General features: G+C 44.1%; 23 protein-coding genes and 3 tRNA genes. 21 read left to right on the top strand and 5 right to left on the bottom strand.

From position 1 onward, the window contains the following. Window positions 1-196: hypothetical protein (locus ENI34_07190; protein HEC78910.1), on the bottom strand; the 196-nt coding region annotated here is incomplete at its 3' end. Window positions 197-355: 159 nt separating this feature from the next. On the opposite strand from ENI34_07190, the gene ENI34_07185 reads away from it, so the two are divergent. From ENI34_07185 to ENI34_07140, 10 genes are all read left to right on the top strand, one after another. Beyond that, a tRNA-Arg gene (locus ENI34_07185) sits at window positions 356-429 on the top strand. Window positions 430-492: 63 nt separating this feature from the next. Then, window positions 493-1,152, top strand: coding sequence for a tetratricopeptide repeat protein (locus ENI34_07180; protein HEC78909.1), 660 nt, complete (start codon window positions 493-495; stop codon window positions 1,150-1,152). Further along, window positions 1,149-3,212: a hypothetical protein gene (locus ENI34_07175; protein ID HEC78908.1), complete on the top strand. Its 2,064-nt coding sequence runs from the start codon at window positions 1,149-1,151 to the stop codon at window positions 3,210-3,212. The genes ENI34_07180 and ENI34_07175 overlap by 4 nt, the downstream gene beginning before the upstream one ends. Window positions 3,213-3,253: 41 nt before the next feature. Next, on the top strand, window positions 3,254-4,327 hold the full coding sequence (locus ENI34_07170; GenBank protein ID HEC78907.1) for a DUF3419 family protein: 1,074 nt from the start codon (window positions 3,254-3,256) through the stop codon (window positions 4,325-4,327). Between the two features lies 1 nt (window position 4,328). Further along, window positions 4,329-5,198, top strand: a complete 870-nt coding sequence (locus ENI34_07165) for a hypothetical protein (GenBank protein ID HEC78906.1) — start codon at window positions 4,329-4,331, stop codon at window positions 5,196-5,198. 110 nt (window positions 5,199-5,308) lie between these two features. Beyond that, entirely contained in the window at window positions 5,309-5,881 is a 573-nt protein-coding gene (locus ENI34_07160; GenBank protein ID HEC78905.1) for a hypothetical protein, read from the top strand. Window positions 5,882-5,927: 46 nt separating this feature from the next. After that, on the top strand, window positions 5,928-6,626 hold the full coding sequence (locus ENI34_07155) for a hypothetical protein (protein HEC78904.1): 699 nt from the start codon (window positions 5,928-5,930) through the stop codon (window positions 6,624-6,626). Further along, window positions 6,617-7,063, top strand: a complete 447-nt coding sequence (locus ENI34_07150) for a membrane protein insertion efficiency factor YidD (protein HEC78903.1) — start codon at window positions 6,617-6,619, stop codon at window positions 7,061-7,063. The genes ENI34_07155 and ENI34_07150 overlap by 10 nt, the downstream gene beginning before the upstream one ends. Beyond that, complete coding sequence (locus ENI34_07145) at window positions 7,056-7,940, top strand: tetratricopeptide repeat protein (GenBank protein HEC78902.1); 885 nt, start codon at window positions 7,056-7,058, stop codon at window positions 7,938-7,940. The genes ENI34_07150 and ENI34_07145 overlap by 8 nt, the downstream gene beginning before the upstream one ends. Beyond that, window positions 7,924-8,754 carry a tetratricopeptide repeat protein gene (locus ENI34_07140; protein ID HEC78901.1) on the top strand — a complete coding sequence of 277 codons (831 nt, stop codon included), beginning with the start codon at window positions 7,924-7,926 and terminating at the stop codon, window positions 8,752-8,754. Before ENI34_07145 ends, ENI34_07140 begins: the two co-directional genes overlap by 17 nt. A gap of 52 nt (window positions 8,755-8,806) precedes the next feature. On the opposite strand, the gene ENI34_07135 is transcribed toward ENI34_07140, so the two are convergent. Continuing rightward, window positions 8,807-8,892: transfer RNA gene (locus ENI34_07135), tRNA-Leu, on the bottom strand. Window positions 8,893-9,329: 437 nt separating this feature from the next. Between ENI34_07135 and ENI34_07130 the strand changes: the two genes are divergently transcribed. The 5 genes from ENI34_07130 (at window position 9,330) to ENI34_07110 (ending at window position 13,009) form a co-directional block, all read left to right on the top strand. Continuing rightward, on the top strand, window positions 9,330-9,662 hold the full coding sequence (locus ENI34_07130) for an ArsR family transcriptional regulator (GenBank protein ID HEC78900.1): 333 nt from the start codon (window positions 9,330-9,332) through the stop codon (window positions 9,660-9,662). A gap of 57 nt (window positions 9,663-9,719) precedes the next feature. Continuing rightward, the gene (locus ENI34_07125; GenBank protein HEC78899.1) at window positions 9,720-10,886 is read left to right on the top strand and encodes a permease; all 1,167 of its coding nucleotides are present in this window, start codon (window positions 9,720-9,722) and stop codon (window positions 10,884-10,886) included. Window positions 10,887-11,630: 744 nt separating this feature from the next. Continuing rightward, window positions 11,631-12,053: a thioredoxin gene (locus ENI34_07120; GenBank protein HEC78898.1), complete on the top strand. Its 423-nt coding sequence runs from the start codon at window positions 11,631-11,633 to the stop codon at window positions 12,051-12,053. A 3-nt stretch (window positions 12,054-12,056) separates the two neighbouring features. Next, window positions 12,057-12,755, top strand: coding sequence for a cytochrome C biogenesis protein (locus tag ENI34_07115; protein ID HEC78897.1), 699 nt, complete (start codon window positions 12,057-12,059; stop codon window positions 12,753-12,755). Window positions 12,756-12,766: 11 nt separating this feature from the next. Then, window positions 12,767-13,009, top strand: coding sequence for a thioredoxin family protein (locus ENI34_07110; GenBank protein HEC78896.1), 243 nt, complete (start codon window positions 12,767-12,769; stop codon window positions 13,007-13,009). Window positions 13,010-13,102: 93 nt separating this feature from the next. Here ENI34_07110 and ENI34_07105 read toward each other — a convergent pair whose 3' ends face one another. After that, on the bottom strand, window positions 13,103-13,498 hold the full coding sequence (locus ENI34_07105) for a hypothetical protein (protein HEC78895.1): 396 nt from the start codon (window positions 13,496-13,498) through the stop codon (window positions 13,103-13,105). Between the two features lie 379 nt (window positions 13,499-13,877). Here ENI34_07105 and ENI34_07100 point away from each other — a divergent pair, with 379 nt between their 5' ends. The 6 genes from ENI34_07100 to ENI34_07075 all read left to right on the top strand — a co-directional run bounded on the left by ENI34_07100 (window position 13,878) and on the right by ENI34_07075 (window position 22,221). Continuing rightward, entirely contained in the window at window positions 13,878-14,561 is a 684-nt protein-coding gene (locus tag ENI34_07100) for a hypothetical protein (GenBank protein HEC78894.1), read from the top strand. A gap of 46 nt (window positions 14,562-14,607) precedes the next feature. After that, a complete protein-coding gene (locus ENI34_07095; protein ID HEC78893.1) occupies window positions 14,608-15,849 on the top strand; it encodes a TolC family protein in 1,242 nt (413 codons plus the stop codon). A gap of 78 nt (window positions 15,850-15,927) precedes the next feature. After that, window positions 15,928-17,079: an efflux RND transporter periplasmic adaptor subunit gene (locus ENI34_07090; protein ID HEC78892.1), complete on the top strand. Its 1,152-nt coding sequence runs from the start codon at window positions 15,928-15,930 to the stop codon at window positions 17,077-17,079. Next, entirely contained in the window at window positions 17,079-17,762 is a 684-nt protein-coding gene (locus tag ENI34_07085) for an ABC transporter ATP-binding protein (protein ID HEC78891.1), read from the top strand. Before ENI34_07090 ends, ENI34_07085 begins: the two co-directional genes overlap by 1 nt. Continuing rightward, window positions 17,755-19,002, top strand: a complete 1,248-nt coding sequence (locus ENI34_07080; GenBank protein HEC78890.1) for an FtsX-like permease family protein — start codon at window positions 17,755-17,757, stop codon at window positions 19,000-19,002. Before ENI34_07085 ends, ENI34_07080 begins: the two co-directional genes overlap by 8 nt. A gap of 63 nt (window positions 19,003-19,065) precedes the next feature. After that, window positions 19,066-22,221: a diguanylate cyclase gene (locus ENI34_07075; GenBank protein ID HEC78889.1), complete on the top strand. Its 3,156-nt coding sequence runs from the start codon at window positions 19,066-19,068 to the stop codon at window positions 22,219-22,221. A gap of 66 nt (window positions 22,222-22,287) precedes the next feature. On the opposite strand, the gene ENI34_07070 is transcribed toward ENI34_07075, so the two are convergent. After that, window positions 22,288-24,381 carry a hypothetical protein gene (locus tag ENI34_07070; protein HEC78888.1) on the bottom strand — a complete coding sequence of 698 codons (2,094 nt, stop codon included), beginning with the start codon at window positions 24,379-24,381 and terminating at the stop codon, window positions 22,288-22,290. Window positions 24,382-24,415: 34 nt separating this feature from the next. After that, a tRNA-Glu gene (locus tag ENI34_07065) sits at window positions 24,416-24,487 on the bottom strand. Window positions 24,488-24,602 lie beyond the last annotated feature (115 nt).

Raw genomic sequence — 24,602 nt, 5'->3', positions numbered from 1 at the left:
GCGGCTGACGTCGGCGATAAGCAACTGTGAAGCCTTTTGGATCTTGTCGATACCGTTTAAGTAAATCAAAAAACCTGCTCCGACTACACCCTAATTGGCTTATAACATCATTAGCACTCAATGCCTTCTTGAGATAAAGATCAAACAATACCTTAAGATGGTTATCGGTAAATCGACGATGAAGTTGTTGCTTCATTTATCCTCCTTTCATAGAGGATAATCACGAAAATCACTCAGTCCAGTTTTATCTTTTAAAAAATACCCCAAATAGTCCAGTTTTAACTTTTACCTAACACCCCCATCAAGCAGTAATTGACTTCAGACGTAAAATTGTTATAATTATCTTTAGAGACTTGCCCCTGTAGCTCAGCAGGATAGAGCGGCGGTTTCCTAAACCGCAGGTCACCCGTTCGAATCGGGTCAGGGGTATGTGCATTGATTTTTGATGCACGCAAAAGAGCGTTTGTAAGTAACTTACTTAAAGGAGCAATTATGAGAAGAATAAAAAGAGGTCATTATAAAGAAGATGAGTTCCAGAGTACTATGCATAATGTCGTGAAGTACATAATGCGCCACCGCGACGTTTCGATTACGGTCGGAGCCATTCTCATAATCGGAATCATCGCGCTCTCTTATTTCCTCTCACGGGGAGAACCACAGATTCCTGAAGCTGATATTCTTCACACCCAAGCCATTGGACTGCTTAATATGGGAAGATTTCAGGATGCAGAAAAAGTGCTTATCGATTTAAGCACCAAATATCAAAACACCAGACCGGGTAAGATCGGGCTCTATTATCTCGGTGTCCTCTATTACAATTCAGCCAAGTTTGACCAGGCGATTGACTATTTCGACAGGTTTCTCAGTAAGGAAAAGAAGGATTACCTGCTGACACCCGCCGCACTGTTCGGAGCGGGCTGTGCTGCAGAGGGAATGAAGGATTATAAAAAGGCGCTCCGCTATTATGAGAGAATAATAAAGGATAAGAATTCTCCGTTTTATGATGTTGCAATGCTTGCCTGCGGCAGGCTCAATGGTCTGCTCGGGAACAAAGAAAAAGCCAGGAAGATTTTGAGCGAACTTCTGGAAAAGAATCCCACGGCAAGCATCGCCGGTGACGCCCGATTCTATATAGGTCTTTTTAATCAATGAACAACACCGCTGTTGCATTTCTCTGGCATTTTCACCAGCCGATCTATTCAAAGCCAGAGGACTGCACCCTGCCTCTTCCCTGGGTCAGACTGCACTGCCTTAAAGATTATCTTGATATGCTGAAGCACGTGCAGAAGTTTCCCGGGATTGAGGTGACGTTCAATTTTTCACCGTCGCTGCTACTTCAAATAAACGATTACAAAAACGATAGATGTACTGACGAGCAGTTTCTTCTCTTCAAAAAGAGAGCGGAAGAACTGACGATTGAAGAGAAAAAGAACATCCTGAGGGATTTTTTCCTGGCGAACTGGGAACAGATGATCGAGGTGAACAACCGGTATTTTTCACTGCTTCTGAAAAGAGGTAAAAATATCGTTGAAGATGAGTTGATTTCCATAGCCCAGACATTCACTGTGGACGAATTCAGGGATTTGCAGATCTGGGCGAATCTCGTCTGGATAGATCCTTTGTTCCGCAGTGAAATTGAAGACCTCTATAAAAAGGGCAAGAATTTCACTGAGGGGGACAAAGAACGGGTTATTCAAGTGGAGAAGAAACTTATCACTTCGGTTATCGGAGAATACAAAAAAGCTTTTGAAAGCGGGCAGATCGAAATCAGCACTTCACCGCTGTATCATCCGGTTTTACCTCTTTTAATCAACAATAATCTTGCCAGAATCTCAAATCCCAATTGTGTGATTCCCTTTGACTTCAATTTCCCTGATGACGCAAAAGAGCAGATCAGCAGAGCAATACAGGTCTTTGAAGACTTTTTCGGAAGAAAACCAAAAGGGCTCTGGCCGCCCGAAGGCGGGGTGTGCGAGGAACTCATACCACTCCTTTCTGAACTGGGGATTAAGTGGGTTGCAACCGACGAGGAGATTCTTTCAAGAAGTCTGCAGCAGTCATTCCGACGTGATGAATATGGTATTCCAAATCGTCCTGAACTGCTTTATAAACCATGGAAGTTCGGTGATATCAAAATTGTATTCCGCGACCGTGTTCTTTCGGATTCAATCAGATTTAGGTACAGTGACCGGGATCAAATAGAAGCGGCTGAGGATTTAACCGCCAGGGTGGTGCGCATCAAGAATTCCCTGCCCAATTTTGACAGGTTTATAATTCCGATAATTCTTGACGGTGAAAACGGCTGGGAGAGTTATGTGAATGACGGCACGGAATTCCTCGATGCTCTGTACGCCAATCTTCTCAAGGAGAAGATTACGACCACGACAATCTCCCGATTCATTGAAGAAGGCGAAGTGAAGAATGAACTCTTTTCGCTCTTTCCCGGTTCCTGGGCAGGAGCCAATTTCAATATCTGGATCGGTCACAAAGAAGACCAGGACGCCTGGTTGATTGTAAAGACCATTCGGGAAAAACTGGTGCGGAAGAATATCACGGATAAAGAGATATGGGAGCGGTTTTATGTCCTTGAGGGGAGCGACTGGTACTGGTGGTTCGGAGGAGAATTGTATTCCCCGGTCGCTGAAATATTTGACGAACTTTTCAGAATGAACGCCCTCTGGATTTATAAAAAGATCGATGAAGAACCTCCGCCTGAATTGTTCACTCCGATAAAAAAACCGGCTGAGGCGCTTACGATTCAACCCGATGACAAAATGACTCCTGAGATCGACGGTATCGTCACCCACTTCTACGAGTGGCACCACGCCGGCCGTATCGACGTTCGGAGAATCGGCGGGACAATGCACCGTTTTGCAGGTCTTTTTTCATCAATCTACTGCGGATTCGACGATGAAAATTTGTATATCAGATTCGACGTGGAAACCCAGCACGCCGCCGAATACGAGTATAAGATTAAGTTCTACAAACCGACGAAGGTTGAATTTATTCTGGGAAAAAACCAGGGCATTAGATACAGAATCGACAAAATCGGTGAAGCCGCAATTCCCTTGTCCATGTTTTTATCGAAAAGCGGTTCCACAACCGAATTTATGCTCAGTGCCCATAAAAGGGATATTGAAATCGACCGTACACCGCTTTTAAAATTCATGATTGACTTGAAAGAGGTGAAATTGTATAATTGGAGTGCATGATAACATCATTGCTGATTGTTCTTTTTTTGTAGTGGGAACTTATGAGCGCAATGGTCTATGCCAATTGCTGGGAGGACGCCGACGTTCTTTTGAAGGCGGCGGTGCCCGCAAAAAACGGCGTTTATCTTTCAATCGTTTCCGCCGGAGACAATACCCTGAGTCTTTTGGCGAAGTCGCCGTCTCTGGTGCTCGCCGTCGATAAAAACCCCGCTCAACTCGCCAGCCTGGAACTGCGCAGCGCCGCATTTCGATGTCTGCCGTATGATGAAATACTCCGGTTCTTAGGCATAAAACCCGCCTCAAGCAGGGTGAAAGACTATATGAAAATACGTAGACTTCTGTCTGACCGTTCACGACGCTTCTGGGATGAACATCTCCATTTCATCCAACAGGGAGTCATTCATATCGGTAGAACCGAACAGAATTTTAGACTTTTTCGGAAGTACATTCTGCCTCTTCTGCTGAAAAAAGATGAATGTGTTTATCTTTTGAAGGAAAAGAGCATGGCACGTCAGCGTGAATTCTGCATAAGAAAGATCAGAAGATGGCAGTGGCGTTCGACTTTTAAAATATTATTCAGTAACGTATGTATACGTTTTTTAAAACTCGGACGCAGATCCGACTTTTATAAAAATCTCGACAGAGACGTCAGCCGTTACGTTCTGGAACGAATTGAATACGGACTTACAGCCATACCGGTTTACAATAATCCGTATCTCACGTATATCTTCAACGGAAATTTCGGAGATACCCTACCTTTTTACTTACGTCGAGAAAACTTTGCGGTCATCCGTGCAAATCTTGATAGAATCAGATATTACACCGGAGAATTATCAGATGCTCTTAACACATATAAAAATTTTAGATTTGACACTTTCAACCTTTCGGATATATTTGAATATATGAACGGCGAACAGTTTAAACAAAACTTGAAACTTATTATCAGTCGTGCAAAGGAGAAGGGGCGTTTGATATACTGGAATACCCTTGTTAAAAGAATCGGTTCTGAGATTTTCAGGAACCGGTTGAAAAAGTTGAAAAAAGTCGAAGAAAGTTTGTTGCCTGCTGTTCGTGCCTTTTTTTACAGCAGCCTGAACATCGAAGAGGTCGTATAAGTTGAAGAAGAGTTTATCACCACGCACACATAACTGGGTTACTTTTTTGCTGGCGAAATTCTTTCTCAGGAAGAAAGCCCGTTGTTTCTCTTATCTTCTATACTCTTACTTCCGAAAGATCGATGATTTTGTCGACAGCCCGCTTAATGACAAGAAGACCTTGACTGAGTTCATAAACGGACAGAAGAGAATGGTTGAAAAATTTTACGCCGATTCAAAAACCAACGGCAGGTCCGTCATCGGCAGGGTCATTGAGTATGATTTAAAGAACAACCGCAGGTTGAAGTCCTGTATTATGAAGATGTTCGAGGTTTTTGAATTCGACATCGAACGCAAAAATAAAATAGTCAGTGAAGCACAATTAACCGGTTATTCCAGGAATTTGAGCGATTCCTATACCAGACTTCTGCTCTATTTCATCGAACCGAGATATGAATGCCGACAAGAAGATGTCCTGCTTGCTCATGCCAGCCATCTCGCCCATATGCTGCGTGATCTGAAAGAAGATAAGGAACTCGGCTACATAAACATCTCCCAGGAGGATATGGTGGGATATAAACTGCAGTCAACCGATTGTTCTGATTCCGGGTTCAAAGAATGGTTGAAAGTCAGAGTTCAATTGATCAAAAAATATTTCAAGAACGCAAAAAAGACTTTGAACAAAAATCCTTTACTTTTAATCAAGTTGACGGGATACTTATATTCATTCCGCTATGAAACCGTCATCCGACAGATCGAAGAAAACGGTTACGTCTTAAAAAGACGTTACCTGATGCGTACCAGGGATATCATGCGGTTGGTTAAGGAACTTGCCGTCCTTTTGCTGAAACACCTGTGGCATAATATGTATTTCTTCAGGACGGGGTGTTGATTTTAATCGATTATTTTTCTTGACTTTTTCGACATAATATTTATAATAATTTAGATGGATATAATAAAAACTCTGGTCATATTCAGGCCGCAGAAGATAAAGGAGGAAATATGGGAAAAGTTTTGGGTAAAGTTCTGGTATTGATAATAATAATTTCATTGATAATTCCGTATCAATCATTCGCCGGAGGCACGAAAACAAAAGGTAACGTCGCCCAGGAAGCAAAAAGAAAAGCCATCAGTGATGCAAAAAGAGATGTCAACAGACTGATGTGGCTCGGTTGCGGTTGTATCGGAACAATATACGCCGTGGGTGCAGCGTATCTTATTGTACCCGGACCAAAGGCAGAACGACTTCTCGGTAAGTCCCCGGATTATGTGTACATCTATACAAATGAATACAAATCAGCAAGAAGAGGACAGCAGGCAAGATATGCCCTGATCGGATGTATTACCGGCGGAGTGATTGTGCTGACCGCTGTAGCGATTAGCGCATCACAGGATGAAGTAGAATGCTGCACCGGCCCTGATCTCTCCTGCGGTCTTAGTGAAGACTGCAATTCCATGTCCGAATCATGCAACAGCTGCAGCAACACCAGTGAAGGTTGCAGTGACAACAGTGAGGGGTGTTCCAGCAGCGGTTGTTCAGACTCCAATAGCAGCAGCTGTTCAAGCAATAATTGATTCAACTCGAGGCACAGTATAAAAATTTCCATTAACTGATGCCGAAGTGAAGAACGGCAAGATACTGTTTCCCCTTATCTTTTTACATCTGGCGTGGTCCCAGGTTTTAACCACTGTCAGGGTTGATTTTGAAAAATATACAGAGGACGAGACAGGTTCTGAATTGATCTGTGGAACAATCTATCATAAAATTCCCCATATTTTTTTCATTCAGGTGTCAGAGCCGATCAATCAGATTGTGATCAGCCAGCCCGAGACGCTGATTATCTATTATCCTGAGGACACCCTCGTCTTTAAATTTTCGACCGACAGTTCTTTCGCCGTCACTCTACTTCAACCTTTTCTTGGAGCGCTCAAAGAGGATTACGGCCTAACCGACTTGGGATATCAGTTGTCAAGGTATGAAAGAAGGGGTGATACCCTGATGACCTGGTGGCGGCCTTCTGGAAAACCCCGGACTGATTTAAATAAATTTTTTCTGGTATACATTTCCAATGCGGTTCATTATGTGGAATTGAAACGAAAAGACGGAACACCGATCTGCACTTCAAGATATGGTGAACATTTGAAATACGGTGATTACTACTTTCCGCTTGAGATTTCGACTGTTTATTATGAAGACGGTGATTCAACCATTGAAAAGATAAAATTTTTCAATCCGGGGTTCAATATTGAACTACCTGAGACTGTTTTGAATTTTAAACCACCTCCAGGTGTGAAGATTGAGAAAATTCCATGGGAATAATCTGTTCCATCATCCTTTTCAGTAATATGACATTATCGACGCAGATGAAAGAGGATCTTTCTTTTCTGATGTTCCGCAGTCAATCAGAGAAGACAGCGGTGAGAAGAGATTCCAAAGCCGACTTTCACTTCAGACAGACCTCGGAATTGAAGCTTGTATTCACTGGGTTCATTCGGTTATATCAATTATTTGTTTCACCTCAGGGGCCGCCGTCGTGTAACTTCACGGTCACCTGTTCGCACTTTTTATCGAGGGCGGTGAAAAAATATGGCTTTGTCCACGGATTATTGATCGGCAGCGACCGACTGACACGCTGCATCAGAGGAGGCAGAAAATATTATGCAATAGACCCCGTTACTAAAAAAGCGATCGATTATCCGGTCGACAGTTATTACATAGGTACCTCAAGGCGGGTGGTTCAGGTTAAAGATGAATAAAAAGAGCTGCTGGATAATCACGATTTTCGTATTATCCGCCGTCCTTCCCGGCACAATCGTCGGAGACAGTTTGTCCGTTGATTACTACAGCGCCGGGAATATATACCGTTTCGCCGAATACCTTTATAAAGAGGGAGATTATCTCCGTGCCGCCGGTGAATTTCAGCGGTATCTTTTTGTCGTCGATACCCAATCAGTAGCAGTCGATTCAGCCCTTTTTTACATTGGAAAATGTTATCTCAAGGCGAGAAAGTATGAACGGGCGATGGACTACTTTAAGAAAGTCGCCGGCAGCGGTAAAACAGGAATCAAGGATTATGCCCATTATAATATCGCCCTCTGTTATTTCCTCGCCGGCAGCTCCCAGGCGAGTATTGATTATCTGGCAACCCATCTTAATGCGGGTGGAATTCCTGAGCTGGAATCTTCAGTAAAAAATCTTAATGCCGCAGGCTATCTGGAACAGGGAAAATGGGATAAGGCGGAAGAGATCCTCGGTCCGGACAGTCTGAATGACAGGGTATCAAATCGGCTGTTGTCCTGGGCGCGGATCGGGAAAAGTCTGCCTCGTAAAAGTAAGACCCTCGCCGGTCTCTATTCAGGAATAATCCCCGGGCTGGGTAAGGTGTACTGTAAGCGCAGCGTGGATGGCATTCAATCATTTTTGACCGTCGGCTTGCTCGGATGGCAGGCTTATACCGGATTCCACAAAGACGGAAAGAGTTCAGTAAAGGGTTGGATCTTCGGCTCGATCGGAGCGCTCTTCTATCTCGGTAATATCTACGGTTCAATCGTCGCCGCTGATATCCACAATCAAGAGCAGGAAGAGAGATTAAAAACAGAGATCCGGGTTTTCTTTTATGCTCATCTTGATTAGTCTCTTTCTTTCCATTGTTCCTTCCCGGAAAACAGAGATACTGGATTTTGCTGAAAAGTTCTTTTCCGCCGGCTGTTATGAAGAGGCGATAACAGAATACAAGCGTTTTATATGCTTTCATCCGAAAGACGAAGAGGTGAGTTATGTATACAGCAGGATCGCGCGGATTCATCGTCTCTGTTCTGAGTGGGACGAGGCGGTTGATGCACATGAACAGGCAATCATTACTGCCGCTGACGACAGCGTAAAACAGATGAGGAAACTTGAGCTGGCGGTCACCTATATCGCCGCAGGAAATTACAGTATGGCTGAGGTGCTGTTGTTGAAGATCGAAGTCGCCGCCGTCAACCTGGAGATAAAAAAACGCTGTGCTCTGCTGCGCGCCGTCGCCGAGATCCACTCTTATAAATGGGATTATGCCCGGGACGCCTTCAGCACATATTTTCTGTACAGCCCGGATACAGTGCTCCAGCAGAGAATAAATGAAGTACTGGCAGAGAGGGAAAAATTTTTCTACCGCTCGCCGAGTTCAGCGCGGCAGCTTTCGACCTTTATTCCGGGATTAGGGCAGCTCTACGCAGGGGACGCCGCCAATGCTCTGAACGCCTTTCTTCTTAACGGCGGTCTCATTACCTGGATGGTCTATAAAGCCGTTCACGGCTACTGGAGTGATGCCTGGGTGATCTATTATTTTTTGTTCAGGCGCTACTACTTCGGAAACAAGTATAATGCCGAAAGGATCGCTGGAGAAAAGAACAGATCTTTTAATCAAAGTCAAATACAAAAGATAATGGAACTGCTCGTTTCAGAATAACCGCTTCCATTTTGTTCAAAAACTTCTTGGTGATAAAAGGGTGTTTCTCTTATGCCGAGAGGGGGAGTCGAACCCCCACGCGCCTTTCAGCACTGCGGATTTTGAGTCCGCCGCGTCTCCCAGTTCCGCCATCTCGGCTCTTGCGGCACAGTACTCTGCGGTCACACGTTTTTTCTGATTGCGCGGTGTGCCAAACTCTATATTCATTATATCCAGATATTTGTAGTCTGTCAACTGCATTCCGGTATATTTTGAGTGTTAGATAGCCTTTAATACAACACCACAAACTCTCCACAGTCTAATTTTATGATCATCAAACCCAATAAACTAAGCCATTTTAATCTTCACAAAAATCTCTATTTCCCCATCCTTATCCTTCCTTCTTTTCTAAAAGGAGAAATGGAGAATGGGGGTATGGAAGAAAGAGAGATTATTCGTCCACCCGCCAAAAAGAACGGCGGGCGGACTCAGAATAACAGGGAAAAAGAGGGTTTTTAATCAAAAAGAAAAAAGTGGAGAGGAGTTAGATATATTAGATATTGACATATTTACATATTTAGATATAATCTAAAATTATGGAAGAAGATATCTTAAAAATCCAAGCAGCTGCTTTTAATGCCCTTGGCCATCCAGTGCGTCTTAAGGTTCTGGAGAAACTGCGCGATGGTCCCTGCTGTGTTTGTAAAATAATACCATATGTTGGCTGTAAGCAGCCCAATGTTTCGCATCACCTGGCAATCTTGCGAAGGGCTGGTATCATCCGGAGTGAGAAGCGTGGAGCTGAAGTCTGGTATGACGTTGTTGATCCTAAGATTTTTGACCTAATTGATATCATGGTCGATTGTATTATCCAAAATCTGAATATGAGCAAAGATATTCTGAGGGTTTTAATAAAAGAAAGAACATAGTGGGCAAGAAAAAGCTTAGGCCTGTGATTTAGTGCACTATAGTAATAGGAGGTACCAATGAAAGACCGAACCAAGCTACTGTTGTTTATTATCGCTTTTGTCTTAATTTATTTTGTTCCGCTTGAAGGAGTGAACTTCCAGCGCGCGATTCTTGAAGCTTTTTTTATGCTTCAGGAATATGCCCGGCAACACGTACTTTTTTGTTTGATCCCGGCGTTCTTTATTGCCGGTGCAATCAGCATATTCGTATCAAAGGAAGCTGTTATAAAATATTTCGGCGCCAAAGCCAATAAAATCCTGGCATATGGTGTAGCCTCAATCTCTGGAACGATTCTTGCGGTTTGTTCATGTACGGTGTTACCGATGTTTGCTGGTATATATACGCGCGGTGCGGGTATCGGACCTGCTACTGCCTTTTTGTATTCGGGCCCGGCAATCAACATTCTGGCAATTATACTCACAGCTCGAGTGCTCGGCTATGAATTGGGTATTGCCCGGGCAGTCGGTGCAGTTGCGTTTTCAGTTATCATTGGTCTGTTGATGTCGGTTTTTTTTAAAGACAAACAAGGAACTGATGAGGATCTTGCCATCAGTGAGGCTGCTACAGGTAAATCCCGTTCACTCGCGCAAAACGGATTTTATTTTCTCGTGCTCGTTCTGATTCTGATTTTTGCTGCCTGGGCAAGGCCAAAAGAGGCAATCGGGTTATGGAATACTATTTACAACATTCACTGGTATTTAACCGGCGCCATGCTCATTATCTTATTTATTATACTCTTTTCCTGGTTCAAGAAGAACGAAATCAATGATTGGATATTTTCAACCTGGACCTTTGCCAAACAGATCCTACCCCTGCTCTTTGCCGGAGTCCTGGTTGCCGGTTTTCTCCTGGGACGGCCCAATACCGATGCGGGAATTATTCCGTCACGATATGTTGCTATGCTCGTGGGTGGAAACTCATTATTTGCAAACTTTTTCGCATCAATTGCTGGTGCTTTTATGTACTTTGCCACGCTCACCGAAGTACCGATCCTGCAGGGCCTTCTGGGCAGTGGTATGGGCAAAGGACCGGCTCTGGCATTACTCTTGGCTGGGCCAGCATTGAGTTTGCCCAATATGCTGGTCATCCGTAGTATCCTGGGTACAAAAAAGACGATGACATTCGTTATCCTCGTGGTTGTATTGTCAACTATTGTGGGTTGGCTCTATGGATTTTTGTTTTAACAAAAACGTGATTTAGATTTTGAACAAAAAAGAAAGGAGCAATATGGAAAACAATACTGAAGAAAGAAAATAAATTAGGAGATAATTATGAATAAAAAGTCGCTCAAAACATTATACAAAACCGGTATTGTTCTCCTGCTGGTTATTGTCGTCGCGATCATTATAGTTCTTAAAAACAAGAAGAAAACAGACAGTGGTACTTCTAATGCAGCAACCGATTCCAGTGCCTTGCTTGACTTAATTGTACCGCAGGATTCATTTGTTGAAATCACTGAAATCGATACGACCACAGCTAAAGTTCCACAAGCTGATTCGCTCTCGGAGCAGATCGTGTCATTAACGCAGGAAGTACTTGAGGATAAAGCTTCTCTGCCCAAGACTGTATTGGCGAAAGTCAATGATGAAGCGATCACGACCTCGAAATTCGACAGCATTTTTAATTCCTTACCTGCACAAATCAGGGAATATTTTAAGGATGATAAAGCAGGTTTTCTTGAAGAGTTGATTGTCCGACAATTATTATTGCAGGATGCACGCAGAAAAAAAATTGAAGAAACACCCGAATATAAATCAGCGATAGCCAAGAATTCAGGAAAAGCAGAAGAGATAATGATCAATGTACTTGTAAAAAAGATGGTTGCCGGCATTACTCTGAGCGAGGCTGAGCTGAAAAAGTTCTTTGACCAATATAAAAACCAGCTTCCCAACAAAGATTATGAATCGGTTAAAGAACAGATAATGCCCATGGCAATTGAGGAAAAACAGCGGGCCGTCATTGAAGACTATATCAATCAGCTGAAATCAAGCGCCAAGATCGTGCGTAACGAAACATGGATCAAAGCACAAGAAACATTGATTGTTGATAATCCATTGTCCAAGGCGCTTAAATCTGGCAAGCCGGTGGTTGCGGATTTTGGCAGAGGCACCTGCATTCCCTGCAAGATGATGCAGCCAATACTTGAGAAATTGCAAAAGGAATATGAGGGCAAGGCGGAGATTCTAATCATCGATGTCAGTGAATATGCTGCGTTATCGAGAAAATACCGAATACAGTTAATACCAACGCAGATTTTCTTTGATGCTAAGGGTAAAGAAATATACCGTCATCGGGGATTTATGTCCGAGGCAAACATCGTTGCTCAATTAAAGAAAATGGGAATCGAATAGATTATGATTATTGAGATTTTTACCTGGTTGACGAAAGCGATTGAAGGTAATCCGTTTATAGCAATAGGTGCTTCTTTTATCTGGGGCATCCTCAGCATTATTTTGAGCCCGTGTCATCTCGCCAGCATACCTTTGATTGTCGGCTACGTAGATGAACAAGGTCAGATATCAATCAAGAGAGCATTCTGGATATCAGTACTCTTTGCCTTGGGAATTCTTGTGACCATAGGGCTGGTTGGTTTGATTACTGCATTTGCCGGTCGGATGTTAGGAGATATTGGGGCAGTTGGTAATTACATTGTTGCGGTGATATTTTTCGTAATCGGGTTACACTTATTGGATGTCATACCTTTACCCTGGTTAGGTCCGGGTGGCACTCAGGTAAAACGCAAGGGATTAATTGGCGCATTTATTATTGGATCGATCTTTGGACTCGCCCTGGGTCCCTGCACCTTCGCCTATATGGCACCGATGCTCGGGGTTATCTTTAAGGTTGCGACTGCAAGGATATACTATGCGATCTGGTTGCTGCTTGCCTTTGGCATCGGTCATTGTTTGTTGATCGTGTTGGTGGGTACGTTAACCGAAACGGTTGCACGTTATCTGCATTGGACTGAAAAGTCCAAAACCGCAGCAATTGTTAAGAAAATCTGCGGGGTATTGGTAATTCTCGGTGGAATATATTTAATAACAACATCGTGAAAGGAGATAATATGGAGATCAAAATCTTAGGTTCTGGCTGTCCAAGATGCCAGGAAGTAGAAAAGAGGACGATCGACATCCTCGCTGAACTGAACATCGCGGCTGATGTTCAGAAAATTACAGACATGAAAAAAATAATGGAATATAAAATAATGGCAACACCAGGATTGGTGATCAATGGCAAGGTAAAATGTTCCGGTAAAATTCCGGCAAAATCACAAATCAAACAGTGGATAGAGGAAGAGATGAAATAATCTGATGGTCTTATTGCCTATGGTTTAATAGTTTTGCAGTTAAATGAGGTCGAATCTCAACATTCAACATTGACAGAAGAAGGTGTTGTGTTTTTATTGATATAGCTTTTTTGCTTTTTCTTTGAATTTAGCCAATTTTGTCTGATGTTCTTCCTGCTCTTTTTGTGCGCGGGCACGTTCTTCTTTTGTTTTCTGAAGCAGTTCTGAGTATTTCTTATTGGTGCGGTCTACGACATCCTCGATCACGCGCTTGTGTGCTTTAAGATCATCATCGATGTGGGCGACAATAATTATTGTATTATCGAGCATAAACATTCTTCTATTTGTAGCCGGTTTTGTACTACCATACATAGTTACGCATATCCCGGTCCAGGTTTCGTCGGGTGTGCATGATAATATAAAGGGAAGTTCAATATACTCAGGATTTGTTGAATGCTGCTTGATTTTACTCTCATCGATACCAATCACTGACACTTTATCTGTATTCATAAAAAACTCCTTTTTTTCGTTGATATAACTTACAATATAAATAAAATTTGATTATAATCAGCAAATAACTTAAGCCGGTAATCATATTTCAATCTTCTCTACCAAAATTATAATGAAGATTTTGAAGAAGTCAACGGTTGGAAAGGAAGAAACGGGGACGGGTAAAGGGATGACCAAAAGGAGAGAGGTGTCACCTGGGTCAATAATTGATTGACTTTCACATAGTTATATGTAGAATAGAAGAGGTGGCAGTAAACTTAGGCTTATGGAATCAGGTCTAAATAGTATAATATATTGAAACTTTTTGTGATTTTTGTCGTATAAATAAATAAAGAGGTTTAAATAACTTGATGAAAAACGGCTTCAAAAAGGAGACGAGATGAATAAGGTGATCGATATCTTTCATGCACCGATCAAGGTGTTCACGAGTTTAAAAGAAAAGCCCGAGTGGGTTACGCCGTTTGTTATTATTTTAATAATTACGGCGCTCGGTGCCGCCTTTGTGATTAGTACCACGCGGGGAAATGAAGAACTGAAGATACAGCAGGAAGAAGCTATGCGTGAACGCGGTCTGAGCGACGAACAGATCGAGCAAGCCATGCAGTTTACAGAAGGTCCCCTGCCGATTATTCTCGGCGCAATAAGTGCTCCGATCTTTACGGCGATTGTGCTTGTGCTCTTTGCCGTAGTTCTTAATCTCTTCATCCCCCTGTTCGGCGGTAAGAGCGGATTCAAGTTTATATTCCCGGTCGTCTGTTTTTCATCACTGGTAGAGGTTCCGCAGATGATTTTAAAATCGATCATTGTCGCGGTGAGTAAATCACCTTTTGTCACCACGTCACTCGCCCTGTTCGTTCCCACGTTATCAAAGAGCTCATTTACTTATCAACTTCTCAATGGATTCGACTTTTTTATTCTCTGGGAAATGATTCTCGTGGCAGTCGGTATCAACATAACCAATGAGATAAAGAAAAAGAACGCCTATATCCTTGTTTTCATTATCTGGGTGGTTTCAATATTTCTTCAAATAGGCCTCAACTCTCTGGGTGGAAGAAGAGGTTAAATGAAAAATCATCCTGTTTTTAAAAAAAAGATAGGTCGTTAGTTCTATGATTATCTTTTTATTGCTGACTCAGGTTGATTCATTATCGCTGGAACAGGCAATCGATCTGGCTCTGACAAAGAGCCCTTATTATCACGAATCCAAACTCTCTTTTGAAAAATCGCGCATTCAGTTTTATCAAACCCTGTCCAACCTTTTGCCGACCGTCTCCAGCAGACTCAGTTATACGAAGAGCGAATACAACGGGGTTACCACAGGAACGTATTCAGGCTCGATGTCATTGACCCAGCCGATCTTTGATCTTGACATCTTCAGCTCGGTAATCATCGCACAACGGCAGTTGAAAAGCAACAGGATTCAGTTTCAGGCGGATGCCGCGGAATTGATTCTCAGATTAAAGACCGCCTACTTTAATCTTGTGAATGCCGAAGACCTTCTCAACTCTTCGAAGATCGCACTCAAAAGGGCTGAAGAAAATCTTAAATTAATTGAAGCGAAGTACGAACTCGGGGCAGCGTCAAGATTGGAAAAACTTCAGGGAGAAGTCTTTCATCTGCGTGCCCAGCAGGATCTGGCAAAAGCCAAAACTCTTCAGATAACCGCCCAGGAAGAACTCAAGTCGCTGCTCGGTGTCTCCTGCGATATCTATCCAACCGACACCCTGACCGTTCCGATTGATACGGAATTTCCGCCCCTTGATTCCCTGATTTCGCTCCTGCAGAGGGTGAATTACAATCTAAAGATCACCCGTGAATTAAGGAACGTCGCTCATCTGAACCTGACCGCTTCTTATCTCGGATTTCTACCAAAGGTTTCATTCTTTTACGGTTATACCTATAATTCCGATTCCCTTATTTTCGACTTCCAGCATTTTAAAGACAATACGACAAAGAATTACGGAGTCACTTTCTCTTTTCCGATCTTTGAACTTAAATCTTTGATCTTCAACTGTTTGAACGCCAGAAAAGAATTACAGCTTCAGGAATTCAAAAAACAGCAGGCGCTTTTTGAAACCGAAAAGTCATTACGCACGACCTATTATACATTAAAAGAGGTTTATGAAAAGTTGCGTCTCACCAAAAAGAGTCTTGCTGCGGCAGAAGAGGCGGCTGAGATCGCAAAGGAACAATACGCACTCGGAGTGATTTCTTTACTTGACTTTCTGGGTGCGGAAAAAGACCTTTATGATGCAAAGGTTTCGTATACTTCCGCATTGAGTGATTTTTACATTCAGAAAGCAAAGTTGTCTTATCTTTTGGGCGAGATAACGTTCAAGGAAGAGAGATAAGGGAGGCGTCTGATGATTGAGGAGGTTTTGAACAATGAATTGTGCACTTTTAAATTTAAGTAATTCAGGGGGAGCGAGATGAAGAAGAAATATTTTATTATAATCGGTATTGTTATCTTTGCTGTCGTGATCATTCTGTTGAATCTGGCGCCGAAAAAGAGTGGAAAGAAAGTCGAGGTTACACTCGTCAAAAGAGGAAATATCGTCTCAAAGGTTTCCGCCTCAGGTGAATTACGCGCCAAGTCTCAGGTCGACATATCTGCAGAGACGATCGGCCGTATCGAAAGGATATATTTTAAAGAAGGGGATTACGTAAAAAAAGGAACTTTGCTTATTGAACTCGACGACGTGAAGGTCGACGCCAACAGAAAACTGGCATCAGCCCAGTTGAAGCAGGCGCAGCAGGATTTTCAGCGGAGTAAAAAACTTTTTGAAAAAGAGTTGATATCAAAAGAGAGTTTTGAAAAAATCGAGTTGAACTACGAAACCGCAAAAGCTCAATATGAACAGGCACTGGATGCTTATAAGAAGACGAAGATATATGCACCGATTTCCGGAAAGATAATGAAGGTGAATGTTGAGGAGGGTGAGACCGCAATGATGGGGACGATGAACGTCAAAGGTACGGTGCTGATGACGATCGCTGATCTTTCCCGGATGATTGCGGTCGTGACCATCGACGAGACGGATGTGCCGCAGGTCAAAGTGGGCCAGTCGGCAGAGGTGATCGCCGACGCCCTTCCTGATTCTGTTTTTACGGGTGTTGTGACAAAGGTCGGCTTGATGCCGATCACGAGTCAGTTGACCACGGAAAAAGTTACGGACTTCGAGGTTGAAATCGAGTTGAGCAGATTTTCCGCTCTGCTGCGGCCGGGTATGAATGTCAAGGCGGATATCATAACGAGTGAGAAGGATGATGTTTTAACCATCCCGATTCAAGCATCGGGTAAGAGGAAGATAAAAGAAGAGACCACGGAGACAGTTTTTCTCGTCAAGGAGGGTAAGGCGCAGTTGGCCAAAATCACACCCGGAGTGTCCAGTGACACTGAGATTGAAGTTATTGACGGCGTTGAAGAAGGCGATACCGTGATAACAGGACCTTATCGGGTGCTCTCCAAATTGAAGGACGGTCAGAAAGTAGTCTTTAAGATGTCAGAAGAAGATACAACCGCTGCACCGCAGTCCCGTAAGTTGCGCGGTGCGCTCAAAGGATTGAAGAAAAGGCTGTAATGGGAAGTAAAAAGGTAATATGCCGCGCCGTTGACATCAGGAAAACCTATTGGCGGGGAAAGGTGGCGATCGAGGCATTGCGGGGTGTCAGTATGGAGATCAAGGTGAATGATTATCTTTCAATCATGGGCGCCTCTGGTTCTGGTAAATCAACATTTATTCACATCTTGAGCTGTTTGGATACACCGACTGCTGGTGAGTATTATCTTGAAGACAAACTTGTTTCGAACTACACAGATGAGGAACTGGCGGGCATCAGAAACCGATTTTTCGGATTTGTTTTTCAGAATTTTAGCCTTCTGCCGCGACTTACCGCACTGGATAACGTCGCCTTGCCTCTTATCTACGCCGGCGTGAAGAGAAACGAGAGGACAAAAAAGGCAGAGCAGATGCTCGATAAGATAGGTCTCAAAGATAGAATACACCATCGGCCGAATGAACTGTCAGGTGGTGAATGCCAGCGTGTCGCCATTGCCCGCGCCTTAGTGAATAACCCCAAGGTGATCTTCGCCGACGAACCGACAGGCAATCTTGATTCAAAGACCGGAGCCGAGATTATGGAGCTTTTCGACCGACTGGTGGACGAAGGGCACACCGTGGTCCTCGTCACACATGACGCAAATGTCGCTGCTCATGCCCGGAAGATTATTACTTTAAAAGATGGGTTAATAGTAAATGACTGATCTTTTTGCAAAAATCACACTCTCTTTTCAGACGTTTAAAACCCACCGTCTGAGATCTTTTCTTACGACGCTCGGCATCATCATCGGCGTGACGACCGTGATCGCGATTCTTTCATTGATCGAAGGACTTAATCGCACAGTGGCAGAACAAGTCCAGTCGATCGGTTCAGACCTTATCTTTCTGCAGAAATTTTCCTGGGTTTCAACGGGCCCGCGCGACCTGGATAAACTTGCCGGTCGGCCTGATTTAACGCCGGCTGATGCCGAGGCAATCACCAAATTACCGTCAGTAGAAATTGCGATTCCCGATATCTCAAAAAGGCTTTCCAAGATAAAATATAGAGAGAATGAGGTGAGCAATCCTACGGTCACCGGTTCAGACGAAAATTATTCCTGGGTCAACAATCACATAGTTGAAAGCGGCAGGGATTTCACCCGTGAGGACATCCTCCACCGACGCAGTGTCGGCATCATCGGTTCTTATCTGGCGACCCAGCTCTTTCCAGATGAGTCGCCGATCGGCAAAGACCTGCACCTCAACGGCCACCGTATAAAGATCATCGGCGTATTCAAGGAAAAAGGGACGTTTTTGGGTAACAGCCTGGATAATTTTATTTTGATTCCGTATACTGTTTTTGAAAAGTATTTTCCCCGCAGTAAAGGGTCTCTCTTCGCGCGTATTTACGGCGGTTATTCAATTGATATCAAACCGAAAGTCGGGGATATCGAGAAGGCGATCGACGAGATACGTGAGCTCATGCGTCGGCGTCATGGTCTGGGGTTTGATGAAAGGGATGATTTTGAGTTGAATACCCAGCAGATGCTGCTCGATCTCTATCAAAATATCACGCGGGTCGGGTTCGTCGCCATCGTTGCCATTGCGGCGATTTCATTGGTCGTCGGTGGAATCGGGATTATGAACATTATGCTCGTTTCAGTTGCTGAGCGGACAAGGGAGATCGGCATCAGAAAGGCGGTGGGAGCCTCCAATCAGTTCATCCTCTCGCAATTTCTTATAGAATCCGTTATGCTCGCCCTGATCGGCGGGATAATAGGGATCATTTTCGGGACACTGCTTGCGACTTTAATCTCTGCGGTCTCACCGCTCAAAGCGGCAGTCTCCTTCTGGATGATCTTATTGGGATTCGGTTTCTCCGCATCGGTCGGGGTCTTTTTCGGGATTTATCCGGCACGCAAAGCGGCTTCACTCAACCCGATTGAAGCCCTGAGATACGAATAACTGCTGCATTCACCACCCCCATTCTTTCTCAGATTGACTTCATTAATTTATTGACTATAATTAATGATTATGAGAGAGATCTATTATGACGAATTGACCGGTTGTTATAACCGCCGTTTTCTCCATTACTGGCTTGATAATGAAATTAAGAGGGCAACCCGTTTTGCAACGAAGTTCTCAATAATCCTTCTCGACCTCGACGATTTCAGAAATGTCAATAATAATTTTGGCCACCTGGAAGGGGATAGGGTTTTAATCGAATTCAGTAAATTTCTGCGCAGAAACATCCGGGAAGTCGATAATCTCGTCCGTTACGGCGGAGACGAATTTCTTATTCTGATGCCAAACACCAATGAAAGCGGTACGATCGAGCTTGCTCAGAGAATAATCAATAACATAAACAACACCGAAATAGCAAACCATTCCCTTCACTGTAGTATCGGTTTTTCAGTCTTTCCGGAGGACGGTACAACTCCGGAACTGTTGATTAATCAGGCGGACAGTCTGATGTACCAGGCGAAGAAACAGGGCAAGAACCGCATCGGCTGGCGTCAGGAAGTCGTTAAGAAACTCGTGATTCCCTCACCGGTTACGATCGGCCGTGATGATGAAGCCGGCTGGTGTCTCGGGCAGTTGAAGGATTACAATACGATCTTCATTGCGGGCGGCGCGGGTATCGGTAAGACACGGCTCGTCTTCGAGATAAAGGACCGTCTTAACAGTTCGATAATATTAAGGGGGAACGCCTATGCGGCGATGTCCTCTGTTCCGTATCATCCTTTTAAAAACATGTTTAATGAATTGATAAACAACAACTTCCATATGGTGCAGCGGGTTTTTAAACAGATGCCGGAGATCTCCCAGTCAGAGATAACCAAGATCTTTCCGGCGGACAGTATAATAAAGGTCGCCCGCAGTGAAAGTCTGGATAAGTTCAGGTTGTACAATGCGGTGAATGATTTTTTGAACAGGTTGGCGGGTATCTTCCCGGCGGACATTACGATATTGCTGGTCGACGACCTCCACTGGCTCGACCGACCGAGCTGCGAATTACTGGATTTCCTGATCAGGGGTGTGGAGAGTAATATCAAGATCTTCGGCACCTACAGAACTGAAGAACTCAGGAATTCAAATATATCAGAGTTTTTCGGGGTCTGGTCCAGAGAGAAGCTATACACCCAGATCGTGCTACCGCCTTTGAATGAGCCCCAGTCGACTCATCTGCTCAGGGCGATCAGCGGTTCCATGAGTCAATCCGCGGTGAGGTATATTTACACCCAGAGCGGCGGTAATCCTTTTTATATCGAAGAGATCCTCCGGGAATTGGAGCGTCAGAGAAAACTCTACTGGAACGGTAAAGAGTGGAGTTTCGCCAGAAATCTCGAGGTTATGATTCCCGACTCAATTGAGGAGACGATCAAGAGAAAGCTGACGTTCCTCGATTCCGAGATCAAGACTTATCTGGAGATCGCCGCGGTTTTTGGTCAGGAATTCAATGCCGAGATTATCGCCATCGCCAGCAAAAGAAACGTCGGTCAGATTCTCGACGCCTTTGATGAATTACGGCGGCTGGGATTCATCAAAGAGAGGACTTCGGAGAACTACTTCTTCTCTGAAGATATCGTTCGACAGATCGTTTATAAAAATATTCCACGCGGAAGTCTCATGCACTATCATAAATCCGTCGGTGAGACCATAGAGATCGTCTATCGCAATGTTATTTCTAATTATTATGAACAGCTTGCAACCCATTTCACCCAGGCAAACGATACCCACCGGGCCCTGTATTACTCCAAAAAAGCGGCGATCAAGGCGAAAGATAATTACGCCCACAGCGTCGCAATAAAGTTTTTTGAAAATACATTAAAATATGAGGACAATATAGAAGAAATTTTCGACACGAAGTTTTCACTCGCCAGAATTTATTTTTTGACAGGCAATTATGAAAAAGCAGTGGATCAGTTGAACATCTGTTTGAAGATAAATCCCAATTCTTACAAGATATACGAAGAGCTCGGTAAGGTCCATGAGAGTATGGGGGATTATAAGAGGAGTTTGAAATACTACCGTCAGGGATTGAAGATGACGGAAGGGACCGATGCCGTTTACGGTTTTGAAACGGATATTGCATGGCTCTATACCCGGTTGGGGGATTATCAACTTGCACAGAAGACCTGTGAAAATATCCTCAAGAAAAAGAAGATAATGAGTAAAAAAATTCTCGGCGACACCTACATCATTCTCGGTGTGGTTTATCTGCGGTCGGGTAAGTTCAAGAAGGCGGAGAGTTATCTTAAAAAATCTTTGAATATCGCACGGACCATAGGCGACCAGAAGCGTCTCGGCGCCTGTTATCTGGATCTCGGATTGAACTGCGCCGAAAGGTTCAATATAAAACTGGGAGAGAAATTTTACAACAAGGCGTTTAAAATCTATCAGGACATCGGTTATCAGGAAGGTCTGTTGATAACGATGAACAACATCGGCGCCCTCTACGCCAACTTCAATATCCCCAAGGCGGAGGAGTATTATCTCAAAGCCCTTAAACAAGCCAAGTTGATAGGAGCGCGCCGTACCGTCGTCTATCTTTACAACAACCTCGGGGCGGTCGAATACAACCGCTTGATGAATGATCAGGCGCTTATAAATTACAAAGAGGCGCTCAAGATATCAAAGGAGATGAATTTTCACGCCGGTATCATCTTCAGTAATTTGAGTCTGAGTGAATTTTACCGTGAAAAAAACAATATCAAACGCGGCAGAACGTATCTCAAAAAGGCTTTGACCGTGGCGAAGAAGATTAATATGAAATATCTTGATATCGACTGTCTTAAGGAAGAAATAGAATACCTTCTCCTCGCCCGCCAGCTGAAGAAGGCGGATACGCTTTCTATGAAGATGTTCGAGCAGTTGAAGAGAGAATCCAGCGTCAGCTACAAAATAAGCAGTCTTGTTTACCGGGCGAAGATCTCCGCTGAGTTGAAGGATTATGCAAAAGCCCATAAATATTACAATAAAGCCATGACTTACGTGAAGTCCCTGCCGCCGAACAGAACGTCAGGTGAACTTTTTTACTTGAAAGGAATAACTTACAAGAAAGAAGGCAAATTCCAGGAGGCACTGAAGATGTTCCTTGAAGCAAATCGGATATTCGACGAAATCGGCAATCTGCGTTTCCTGGATAAGATAGAACAGGAGATCGCGCACACCAGTATTTAACGGATTAGAGAGAAACAGAAAGGGGGCACCTTCAGGTGCCCCCTTTTTTATGAAACAACTGAGTGATTATTCCCAGCTGAGGATTTTGAACTCGATTCTCCGGTTGAGGTCTCTTCCTGCTTTGGTGCGGTTGTCGGCGATCGGCTGGGATTCACCGTAACCCACAGCGATTAATCGTGACGGGTCGATGTTGTGGTACCTTATAAGATAATCCCTTACTGCATTTGCACGCTGATAAGACAATTTCTGATTATATGAATCAGAACCTACGCTGTCGGTATGTCCGCTGATTTCAACCCTCATCTTCGGTTTTGCCTTGAGCACTTTCGCTGCGTCGTCCAGCACTGGATATGACGTTGGTTTGATCACCGCAGAATTGAAGTCAAAATAGATTCCCTTAAGAACGACTTTTTCACCTACCTTGGGTATCGGTCTTAAAGTGAAGTTCTGGATCTTCGTTTCATCCTTGGCGAGAACGATTGGTGCACTTTCAGGTACGTAGTCTTCTGCTTCCACTTTGACCGAATAGGTACCCGGTTTCACCGTGACCTTGTAGATCCCAGTGCTTGGATCGGTCGTGACTTTCGGAATTTCCGTATCGATGAAGGTTAATTGTGCAAGCAGTGGTTTTCCGGTTTCCTTTTCAGAGACTTTACCGGTCAGGGTCGCCTGGGCAACACCTATCTTGGTTAACCCGATATCGACAACTTTGGTTTCGTTCTCTTTAAGTGTCACCACTTTTTCATTAAATTGATAGTTGGTGGCTTCTACATGAATCCGATATGTACCGGGTGCAATCGTAAGATGATACATACCCGCGGTATCAGAAGAGATCGGGTTGATATTGGTCTGCGGGAACGTGATCTGCGCCACAAGAGGCAGTTTTGTTTCCGCGTCGTAGACCTTACCGATGATCTTTGTTACGGGTTTTCTGTTCAGATTGAAATCAAGCACCAGTTGATCGCCGTCTTTCAACACAATACCTTTTTCCTGCCACCGATAGCCCGAAGCTTCGACATGTAGACGATAGCTTCCCGGTGTAAGTGAAACTTCGTACGTCCCCAGCTCTGAGGTCTGGATCGCTTCCTGGTCTGACCCGGGGAAGGTGATTGTCGCTGCAATCGGATTGTTCGTCTTGGCGTCGTAAATTCTGCCGGTGATCTTCGCAATCGGAATATGGACTTCAACCTTTTTGACCAAATCAGCACCACCGGACAGGTTGAAGAAGACCTTCCACCAGAAATCTTCAGACGTCGGATTTACAAGACCCAGTTCACAGCCGATGTCAAAACTGACGGACCTCGATCCGAATCTTATACCCGGTGTAACCCAGAGAGATTCTTCTCTTGCGTCCAGATCAAAGAGGCCGTAGGTTTCAAAGAGAATCCTTACGTCTTCAGAAGGCATAAGTTCCACGCCGAATCCATGAGGGGCGTAATCCGAACGGACGTATCTGTTTTCGAATTCAGTGGAATCGACATAATAAGGCCTTTTATCAGGTCCTGTCGAGAGATAGCCGCCGTTGAAGTGGGTGGCGAACGGGCCGATTCTGAAGTCGAACAAACCGGTTACACAGATGTCTGGATCATGAGGGATATGAGGCGGGAAATTAGGGGCATAGGGGTCGCCGCCGGCTTCAGGAAAAGAGTCTGAGTAGAATCTTCTATCCTGTTCCAGGGCATTACTGAACCACTCTTCAGAGAGTCCTGGTCCGATGTCCACGTAGCCGTCGATACCAAAGGCGTACAGAAGCGGCGTCATCTCTTCGACAATGAACGGGTAACCGACCTTTCCACCGATCTTGATGGATTTGATACCGATGACCGGATCAGGATCACCGCGGTCGATCGGATAATTATTCATCTCAAACCACTTACAGAAGGGTGTTATGTCGAACCGCATATCGATATAATCGATGATTGAATAGGTCAAACCTGTTGAGACTTCAAAGAAATGCCTGCGGTCAACGACATTTCGACCGCCCTGGGTCGTTTCAATCTCCTCGAATCTTTCCTGCGGAGCGATATGGAATGAGAGTACACCCATATTATACGGCTGGGCGTACTGCAGTTTGAACATTCCCCGGCCTCCGTAGATCGAACCCTCCTGGGCGAGGAGCACCAGAGGTAGCGCACAGATAATAAATAAGAGTTTTTTCATCTTGCCTCCTTAATTAGTAAGTAGATAATAAACCCGGCCCCAACGGGAATCGAACCCGTGTCTCCACCTTGAAAGAGTGATGTCCTATCCGCTAGACGATGGGGCCTTGTGTGTCAGGATATATAGGTTCCTGAACGATTCGTTATCCACAATTGCCTGATTTATCAAAAAGTAATTTTCTAAATTGGCATTCGTTGCCATAATACGATTGCAGAGATCCT

The sequence above is a fragment of the candidate division WOR-3 bacterium genome, from assembly GCA_011052815.1.
In the GTDB taxonomy this organism is placed as follows: Bacteria; Hydrothermota; Tepidihabitantia; order SM23-42; family SM23-42; genus DRIG01.
The sequence above is the reverse complement of the archived record's forward strand: the minus strand, read 5'-3'. Positions and strand labels throughout refer to the sequence as shown.

Coding starts and splice junctions, on each gene's coding strand:
- ENI34_07180 (HEC78909.1), top strand. CDS start 493: ATGAGAAGAATAAAAAGAGGTCATTATAAAGAAGATGAGTTCCAGAGT.
- ENI34_07175 (HEC78908.1), top strand. CDS start 1,149: ATGAACAACACCGCTGTTGCATTTCTCTGGCATTTTCACCAGCCGATC.
- ENI34_07170 (HEC78907.1), top strand. CDS start 3,254: ATGAGCGCAATGGTCTATGCCAATTGCTGGGAGGACGCCGACGTTCTT.
- ENI34_07160 (HEC78905.1), top strand. CDS start 5,309: ATGGGAAAAGTTTTGGGTAAAGTTCTGGTATTGATAATAATAATTTCA.
- ENI34_07150 (HEC78903.1), top strand. CDS start 6,617: ATGGGAATAATCTGTTCCATCATCCTTTTCAGTAATATGACATTATCG.
- ENI34_07145 (HEC78902.1), top strand. CDS start 7,056: ATGAATAAAAAGAGCTGCTGGATAATCACGATTTTCGTATTATCCGCC.
- ENI34_07140 (HEC78901.1), top strand. CDS start 7,924: ATGCTCATCTTGATTAGTCTCTTTCTTTCCATTGTTCCTTCCCGGAAA.
- ENI34_07130 (HEC78900.1), top strand. CDS start 9,330: ATGGAAGAAGATATCTTAAAAATCCAAGCAGCTGCTTTTAATGCCCTT.
- ENI34_07125 (HEC78899.1), top strand. CDS start 9,720: ATGAAAGACCGAACCAAGCTACTGTTGTTTATTATCGCTTTTGTCTTA.
- ENI34_07120 (HEC78898.1), top strand. CDS start 11,631: ATGGCAATTGAGGAAAAACAGCGGGCCGTCATTGAAGACTATATCAAT.
- ENI34_07115 (HEC78897.1), top strand. CDS start 12,057: ATGATTATTGAGATTTTTACCTGGTTGACGAAAGCGATTGAAGGTAAT.
- ENI34_07110 (HEC78896.1), top strand. CDS start 12,767: ATGGAGATCAAAATCTTAGGTTCTGGCTGTCCAAGATGCCAGGAAGTA.
- ENI34_07105 (HEC78895.1), bottom strand. CDS start 13,498: ATGAATACAGATAAAGTGTCAGTGATTGGTATCGATGAGAGTAAAATC.
- ENI34_07100 (HEC78894.1), top strand. CDS start 13,878: ATGAATAAGGTGATCGATATCTTTCATGCACCGATCAAGGTGTTCACG.
- ENI34_07095 (HEC78893.1), top strand. CDS start 14,608: ATGATTATCTTTTTATTGCTGACTCAGGTTGATTCATTATCGCTGGAA.
- ENI34_07090 (HEC78892.1), top strand. CDS start 15,928: ATGAAGAAGAAATATTTTATTATAATCGGTATTGTTATCTTTGCTGTC.
- ENI34_07085 (HEC78891.1), top strand. CDS start 17,079: ATGGGAAGTAAAAAGGTAATATGCCGCGCCGTTGACATCAGGAAAACC.
- ENI34_07080 (HEC78890.1), top strand. CDS start 17,755: ATGACTGATCTTTTTGCAAAAATCACACTCTCTTTTCAGACGTTTAAA.
- ENI34_07075 (HEC78889.1), top strand. CDS start 19,066: ATGATTATGAGAGAGATCTATTATGACGAATTGACCGGTTGTTATAAC.
- ENI34_07070 (HEC78888.1), bottom strand. CDS start 24,381: ATGAAAAAACTCTTATTTATTATCTGTGCGCTACCTCTGGTGCTCCTC.